Origin of the sequence: Pseudarthrobacter albicanus (genome assembly GCF_018224015.1) — a bacterium.
In the GTDB taxonomy this organism is placed as follows: Bacteria; Actinomycetota; Actinomycetes; order Actinomycetales; family Micrococcaceae; genus Arthrobacter; species Arthrobacter albicanus.
Map to the genome: position 1 here is coordinate 1 of NZ_JAGPOT010000133.1, position 6,560 is coordinate 6,560.

The 6,560-nt window shown below is 66.5% G+C and carries 5 protein-coding genes; all 5 read right to left on the reverse strand.

Annotated features, from left to right (window positions below; genetic code table 11):
- Nucleotides 1–152: 152 nt before the first annotated feature.
- Nucleotides 153–2,468 (reverse strand): FdhF/YdeP family oxidoreductase, encoded by a 2,316-nt coding sequence (locus J9611_RS20455; RefSeq protein WP_211882944.1) that lies wholly within the window; start codon nucleotides 2,466–2,468, stop codon nucleotides 153–155.
- 151 nt (nucleotides 2,469–2,619) lie between these two features.
- Nucleotides 2,620–3,516 carry a formyltetrahydrofolate deformylase gene (gene purU / locus J9611_RS20460; RefSeq protein ID WP_211882945.1) on the reverse strand — a complete coding sequence of 299 codons (897 nt, stop codon included), beginning with the start codon at nucleotides 3,514–3,516 and terminating at the stop codon, nucleotides 2,620–2,622.
- A 3-nt stretch (nucleotides 3,517–3,519) separates the two neighbouring features.
- Nucleotides 3,520–4,911 carry an L-serine ammonia-lyase gene (locus J9611_RS20465; RefSeq protein WP_211882946.1) on the reverse strand — a complete coding sequence of 464 codons (1,392 nt, stop codon included), beginning with the start codon at nucleotides 4,909–4,911 and terminating at the stop codon, nucleotides 3,520–3,522.
- Nucleotides 4,911–5,612, reverse strand: a complete 702-nt coding sequence (locus tag J9611_RS20470) for a sarcosine oxidase subunit gamma (protein WP_211882947.1) — start codon at nucleotides 5,610–5,612, stop codon at nucleotides 4,911–4,913. The genes J9611_RS20465 and J9611_RS20470 overlap by 1 nt, the downstream gene beginning before the upstream one ends.
- The coding region (locus J9611_RS20475) for an aminomethyl transferase family protein (RefSeq protein ID WP_246528112.1) at nucleotides 5,605–6,560 on the reverse strand (956 nt) is incomplete at its 5' end. The genes J9611_RS20470 and J9611_RS20475, both read right to left, overlap by 8 nt.

The following is a 6,560-nucleotide window of genomic DNA, read 5'->3' on the forward strand; positions in this document are numbered from 1 at the left end:
ACCAACGCTCCCATGGCCGGCGGCCGGATTACCATCGACATTTCCGGCTCCGACGCGACCATCCAGGGGTTGCCCGAGGGCATGGTCCTCCGGCACGGAACCCGGCCGTGGATGGCCGAACTCGTGGAGCAAGCAGGGCGGCGCAAAAAGGGTTAGCGAGGCGAGTGTTTCACGAAGCGGATGGTCATGGCTTTGAACCCGGGGGTGTTGGATTCGCGGGCCACCAGTTCCCGGTGGACCAGCGCGTTTGCCTCCGGGAAGTAGGCGGCGGCGCACCCCTTGGCGGTGGGATAGGCCACCAGCTGGAACCTGTCCGCCCGTCGTTCGCTGGATTGGCCGTCGGCGCCGCGGAATGTTGAAATGACATCCACCAGGTCCCGGTCCTTGAAGCCCAGTTCGGAAAGGTCGTCGTCATGGACCAGGATGACTCGGCGGCCCTCCGAGATGCCCCGGTAGCGGTCATCCAGCCCGTAGACGGTGGTGTTGTACTGGTCGTGGCTGCGGATGGTCTGGAGGATGAGGTGGCCGGCCGGCGGTTCCAGGTATTCCAGCGGGCTGACCGTGAATGCGGCCTTTCCGGTGGCGGTGGCGAACGTCCGGGTGTCCCTTGGCGGGTTCGGCAGCACGAAGCCGTTCTTGGTCCTGATGCGGGCGTTGAAGTCCTCGAATCCGGGGATGACCCGCGAGATGTGGTCCCTGATGACGTCATAGTCCGCGGCCATGGGCCGCCAGTCCACCGCGTGGTCATCCCCCAGGGTGGCCTGCGCCAGCCGGGCTATGATCACCGGTTCGCTGAGCAGATGGTCGGAGACCGGCTGGAGGCGGCCCTGCGTCGAGTGGACCACGGACATCGAATCCTCCACGGACAGGAACTGGCGGCCGCCCGGGTGCTTGTCATCGGTGTCGGTCCGGCCGAGCGTGGGGAGAATGAGTGATGTCCGGCCGTGGACGACATGTGAACGGTTGGGCTTGGTGGAGATGTGGACCGTCAGCCCGGCACGTTTCATGCCGGCTTCCAGCGGCCCCGTGTCGGAGTTCGCCGCCGCGAAGTTTCCGCCCATGCCCACGAAGACGTCCACGTTGTCCAGTTCGAATGCCTGCAGTGCTTCCGTGGAGTCGTAGCCGTGCTCCCGTGGTGTGCTGATCCCGAACTCTTTGTCCAGGGCGGCCAGGAGCGCTTCCTTTGGTTTCTCCCAGATGCCCATGGTGCGGTCACCCTGGACGTTTGAATGGCCGCGCACGGGGCAGGCCCCGGCGCCGCGTTTGCCGAAGTTTCCCTGCAGCAGCAGCAGGTTGATGATCTCCCGGAGGGTGTCCACCGAGTGCGGCTGCTGCGTCAGCCCCAGCGCCCAGCAGATGATGGTGGCCTTGGAAGCTGCCATCATGCCGGCGATCCTGGTGATTTCGTCCTTGCCCAGGCCGGAGGCTTTCTCCGTTTCGGCCCAGTCAAGGGTGCTGCGGGCCGACACATATTCTTCGAATCCTTGGGTCTGTGCCTGGATGAACGCGTGGTCCACCACGGTGCCCGGGTTCTCTTTCTCGGCTTCCAGCAGGAGATGGCCCAGGGCCTGGAACAGGGCAAGGTCCCCGCCCACCTTGATCTGGAGGTATTCGTCGGCGATGGTTGTTCCGTGCCCAGCCACTCCGGTGAGCGACTGCGGGTCCTTGAAGTTCATCAGCCCCGCCTCGGGCAGCGGATTGACGCCCACCACCTTACCGCCGTTGTTTTTGCAGTCCCGGAGGGCGGACAGCATCCGGGGGTGGTTGGTGCCGGGATTCTGCCCTACCACGAACACGAGCTCGGCCTCGTGGATGTCTTCCAGGGAGACCGTTCCCTTGCCGATGCCGATGGTGGGGTTCATGGCGGAGCCGGAGGATTCGTGGCACATGTTGGAGCAGTCGGGCAGGTTGTTGGTGCCCACGCTGCGGGCGAACAACTGGTACATGAAGGCGGTTTCGTTCGCCGTCCGTCCCGAGGTGTAGAAGACGCAGCGCTCCGGGGTGGTCGCACGGATGTGCCCTGCGGCCAGCTCGAAGGCATCCGTCCAGCTGATGGGGGAGTAGTGGGTGTCCCCGGGCCGGATCACCACAGGCTCCGTGATGCGGCCCTGGTTGCCCAGCCAGTGGTCGGTCCTGGTCTCCAGCTCCGCAATGGAATGGGCAGCCCAGAACTCCGGGGTGACGGTCCGGGTGGTGTTCTCCTCCGCAATGGCCTTGGCGCCGTTTTCGCAGAACTCCGCGGGGCTCCGCTTGCCCGTGATGGACTCCGGCCAGGCGCACCCCGGGCAATCGAAGCCGTTGTGCTGATTGACGCGGAGCATCGATCGCACCGTCCGGGCGACACCGGCCTGGGCAATTCCCCGTTCCAGCGCCACCGTCACCGCTTTGACGCCGGCAGCCGCTTTCTTGGGTGCACGTACTTCCAGGTCATCTTCGTTGATGTCTTCGGTAGGCGCAGGACGGGTCATTTTCAAGGTGGGTTCCTCACCGGTTCGGGCTTGTTGGACTAGGGTAACGCGCTTGCCACCAACGCGGGGTCACCTACGGCCCATCCCGGGCCGCGGAATGGGCCGTAGGTGACCCCGCGTTGCTCGGCCTCCGGGGCCCGGGTGTGGAAGCCTAGCGGAGCACCACTGTCCTGTTGCCCTGCAGGATCACGCGGCCTTCGCAGTGCCAGCGGACGGCGTTGGAGAGGGCTTTGCACTCGGTATCACGGCCTGCCGCCACCAGTTCCTCGGGACCGTACGTGTGGTCCACTTCCACCACCTGCTGCGAGATGATGGGCCCTTCGTCCAGCTCCGCGTTGACGTAGTGGGCGGTGGCGCCGACGGTCTTCACGCCGCGCGCGTACGCCTGGTGGTACGGTTTGGCGCCTTTGAAGCTTGGCAGGAAGGAGTGATGGATGTTGATGGCGCGGCCGTCCAGCTTGCGGGTGAGGTGGTCACTGAGGACCTGCATGTAGCGTGCCAGCACCACAAGCTCCACGTTGAACTCCTCGACGAGGTCAAGGAGCCGCGCTTCGGCAGCAGGCTTCGTGGCCGCCGTGACCGGGATGTGGAAGAACGGGATCCCGTGCCATTCGACGAGTGTCTGATGGTCCGTATGGTTGGAGACCACCGCCACGATGTCCACCGGCAATTCCCCGATCCTGGCCCGGAACAGCAGGTCGTTGAGGCAATGGCCGAACTTGGACACCATGATCAGCACCTTGCGTTTGGAGCCGTGCCGCTCTATCTGCCAGTTCATGGCGTACTTTTCGCCCACCGTCGGGAAGGCGGCCCGCAGCAGGTCTGCCGTTGACGCATCCCCCTCCGAGGCGAAGTGCACCCGCATGAAGAAGTGCCCCTCCGAGCGCTCCCCGAACTGCTTGATGTCGATGATGTCGCAGCCACGTTCCAGCAGGAATCCGGACACGGCGTGCACAATACCCTTCTGCTCCGGGCAATCGAGCGTGAGGACGTGCTCCACTGCGGCCGGCTGCTGGACTGCCTGTGCTTCAGACTGGATGGCGGTCATCGTTCAGCACTCGATCACATTCACGGCGAGGCCCCCGCGGGAGGTTTCCTTGTATTTGGTTTTCATGTCCGCTCCTGTCTCGCGCATGGTCTTGATGGCTTTGTCGAGGGATACCTTGTGACTGCCGTCGCCGTGCAGGGCCAGGCGGGCGGCATTGATGGCTTTGACGCTGGCGATCGCGTTGCGTTCGATGCAGGGGATCTGCACGAGCCCGCCCACCGGGTCGCAGGTGAGGCCCAGGTTGTGTTCGATGCCGACTTCGGCAGCGTTTTCCACCTGCGCCGGGCTGCCGCCCAGGACTTCGCAGAGCCCGGCGGCCGCCATGGAGCACGCGGAGCCCACCTCGCCCTGGCAGCCGACCTCCGCCCCGGAAATCGAGGCGTTGATCTTGAACAGGATCCCGACGGCGGCCGCGGCCAGCAGGAAGCGGACCACTCCGTCGTCGTCGGCGCCCGGCACAAACTTCGTGTAGTAGTGCAGGACCGCCGGCACGATGCCGGCCGCACCGTTGGTGGGCGCCGTGACGATCCGGCCGCCCGCCGCGTTTTCCTCGTTGACGGCCAGCGCGAACAGGTTCACCCATTCCATCGCGAGCAGCGGGTCGGCCGAGGCCGCGCCGGCCAGGTCCGCATCGGTGGCCGAGAGCGTCCTGAACAGCGACGGCGCGCGGCGGGTGACGTTCAGTCCGCCCGGCAGGACGCCCTCGGCGGCACAGCCGTTGTCGACGCATTCGCGCATGACGGCCCAGATCTTGAGCAGGCGCTCGCGGAGCTCGGCCTCACTGCGCCACACGAGCTCGTTGGCGAGCATGATGTCCGAGATCGACTTGCCTTCGCGGGCGCACATCGCCAGGAGCTCATCCGCCGACGTGAAGGGGTAGGGGAGCACCGTAGTGTCGGCGACAACCCGGTCCGCGCCGGCGGCGTCGCCGTCCACCACGAATCCGCCGCCGATGGAGTAGTAGCTGCGTTCCCGCAGCACCTCCCCCGTGTGGTCCAGCGCCCGGAACGTCATGCCGTTCGGATGGGCCGGCAGGGACTTGCGGCGGTGCAGGACCACGTCCTCGTCCCAGTTGAAGTCCACCCGGTGGCTGCCGCCGAGGCGCAGCTCGGCGTTGAGGGCGGCTGCGGCAACCTGGTCGTCGGCGGTACGGGTGTCCACGGTTTCCGGGGCCTGTCCCTGCAGCCCCAGCACCACGGCCTTGTCCGAGCCGTGGCCGCGGCCGGTGGCGCCCAGGGAGCCGAAAAGCTCAGCCTGGACGCGCACCGTGGCCGCAAGCCGGCCGGACGATTCAAGACCGTCCGTGAACTGTTTCGCCGCCCGCATCGGGCCGACCGTGTGTGACGACGACGGCCCGATGCCAACGGAAAACAGGTCAAGCACGCTGAGGGCCATTACGGGACCTCGGGTGAGGCGTACTCCCGCATCGAGTCCAGGAGCCAGCGCCCCAGGAAATCGGCGAACGAGGCCCTCGGGAACAGGCGGAACGTCTCGTCCGCGGTCTTCCAGAGCACCACCGGGATGTGCCCGATTTCCGTTGCCAGGGCGGTGCCGGCCTTGAACACGCGCGGGTGCAGGTCCAGCGAGCAGCTCTTCTCGAGGACTGCGCGGGACCGGCTGCCGGTGAGCTCGAAGGTGGTGCGGTTGGCGGACAGGTCCACCACCTGGCCTTCGTCGCTCCCCAGGGCCGCCGTGAGATCGCTGACCAGCGAGCCGCCGAGGGAGTCGTGCGACGCCTCCGGGGCGACGACCATGAATTCTGCGGGTCCGAGCCACAGGACGGCAGCGCCGTTGAGAGCAGCGCCGTTGATAACCGTGCCGTTGAGAGCAGCGCCGCTGACCGCAGTGCCGTTGCCGCTGACTTCGCCGCAGGATGCGGGCAGCCCGCCGGTCACGGAGGCAATGCGCGCCCCGGCGTCGGAGCCGCGCTCAACGCGGATCCCCACCATGGTCTGGTACGGGATTTCCTTCAGTGCGGCGGTGCCCGGCACGGAGCCGGCCGCGAAGGCCTCGGTGAGGTGTGAGGCCGGGCTGCGTCGGGCAGCCCGGAGTCCGTTGACGTGTGTTGCTTCTGCCGGTGCTGATGTTTCAGCCATCTTTGCGGGTCCCTTCAGCGTCGAAAAGTACGGTTTCGCCAACAACCACGTCCACCAGCTGGTCTCCCATCGAGGCCACGAGGGTCTCGCCGATGCGGTTGCGGCCGTTGTGGATCAGGGCCAGGCCGAAGGAACGGCCCAGTGCGGCACTGTGGTAGCTGGAGGTCACGAACCCCTGCATGGGCACGGGGCCGTAGGCGGGGTTGACGGTGATGCCCTTTTCCACGAGCTGCGTGCCTTCAGGCAACCGGATGCTTCCGTCCACCGGGAGCACGCTGACCAGGTGCTTGCGGTCGGTGCGGACGGCGTCCGTGCGGTTGTAGGAGCGCTTGCCGATGAAGTCCTTGGCCTTCGAGACGACCCATTCCATCCCGGCGTCCTGCGGGGTGACTGTGCCGTCGGTGTCCTGCCCGACGATCGGGTAGCCCTTTTCGGCTCGCAGCACGTGCATGGTTTCGGTGCCGTACGGGGTGATGTTGAACTCCGCACCGGCGGCGGCCACGGCTTCCCAGGTGGTGAGCCCGTACCAGGACGGCACATTGATCTCGTACGCCAGTTCGCCGGAGAAGGAGATGCGGCAGATGCGCGCCTGCACTCCGGAGGCCAGCGTGGTCTCCCGGAAGGTCATGAACGGGAACGCCTCGGCATCCAGGCCGCCGCCGGCGGCCAGTTGCGGGGCGAGCTTGGCAATCACGGCCCGGGACTTGGGGCCGACGACGGCGATGGTGGTCCACTGTTCCGTCACGGAGGTGCAGTGCACGTCCAGTTCGGGCCATTCGGTCTGGTGCCATTCCTCCAGCCAGTCCAGCACCTTGGCGGCGCCGCCGGTGGTGGTGGTCATGAAGTACCGGTCCTCGTCCAGGCGCAGGGTCACGCCGTCGTCGAAGATCATGCCGTCCGGGGTGCACATGACGCCGTAGCGGGCCGATCCCGGCGCGAGCTTCTTGA

Coding starts and splice junctions, on each gene's coding strand:
- J9611_RS20455 (WP_211882944.1), bottom strand. CDS start 2,468: ATGACCCGTCCTGCGCCTACCGAAGACATCAACGAAGATGACCTGGAA.
- purU (WP_211882945.1), bottom strand. CDS start 3,516: ATGACCGCCATCCAGTCTGAAGCACAGGCAGTCCAGCAGCCGGCCGCA.
- J9611_RS20465 (WP_211882946.1), bottom strand. CDS start 4,911: ATGGCCCTCAGCGTGCTTGACCTGTTTTCCGTTGGCATCGGGCCGTCG.
- J9611_RS20470 (WP_211882947.1), bottom strand. CDS start 5,612: ATGGCTGAAACATCAGCACCGGCAGAAGCAACACACGTCAACGGACTC.